The sequence below is a fragment of the Neisseria sp. P0019.S002 genome, assembly GCF_051957155.1.
Classification (GTDB): Bacteria; Pseudomonadota; Gammaproteobacteria; order Burkholderiales; family Neisseriaceae; genus Neisseria; species Neisseria perflava.
Map to the genome: position 1 here is coordinate 1 of NZ_JBQCWS010000176.1, position 433 is coordinate 433.

A 433-nucleotide genomic window follows, 5' to 3' on the forward strand; every position below is an offset into this window, starting at 1 on the left:
GGATTTCGCCAATGCGGACGGATTGTTCTGCCTGCGCCAAGGCAGCGCGCATGAAGGTTTCCATTTCAGACGACGTGGGGAAAACGGCAACGGGCGGATGGTTCTTAACGGCTTGCTCCAAAGCGGTTTTCTGCGTTTGCGGCAGCTCTTGTGACTTGATACCGAGCAGCAGGGCTTCGAGTTGCCAAAGCGTGCTGCGGGTGACTGTCAGTCCGGCGGCTTTGAGCAGCAGGAAGGCTTGGACGGAACCGGTGTCGCGCAGCTCCTCTACGCTGCGGATGCCGAGGGCTTGCAGGGCGGCTAAGGTTTGCGGGGCGACGGGCGGTGTGGTCAACAGGGTCGGCATGGCGTTTTAGATTTGGAAATGGCGGTGGACGAGTGCCAAGGTTGTCTGAACGTGGTTGCCGTCGGTGTAGGGGTCGATGCTGTGCGC

Annotated in this window: 1 protein-coding gene; it reads right to left on the bottom strand. The window is 60.5% G+C overall.

Annotated features, from left to right (window positions below; translation table 11 throughout):
- Positions 1–337, bottom strand: a 337-nt coding sequence (locus tag ACTHTY_RS12170; RefSeq protein ID WP_440367887.1) for a TfoX/Sxy family DNA transformation protein, incomplete at its 3' end; no start/stop codon positions are given.
- Positions 338–433 lie beyond the last annotated feature (96 nt).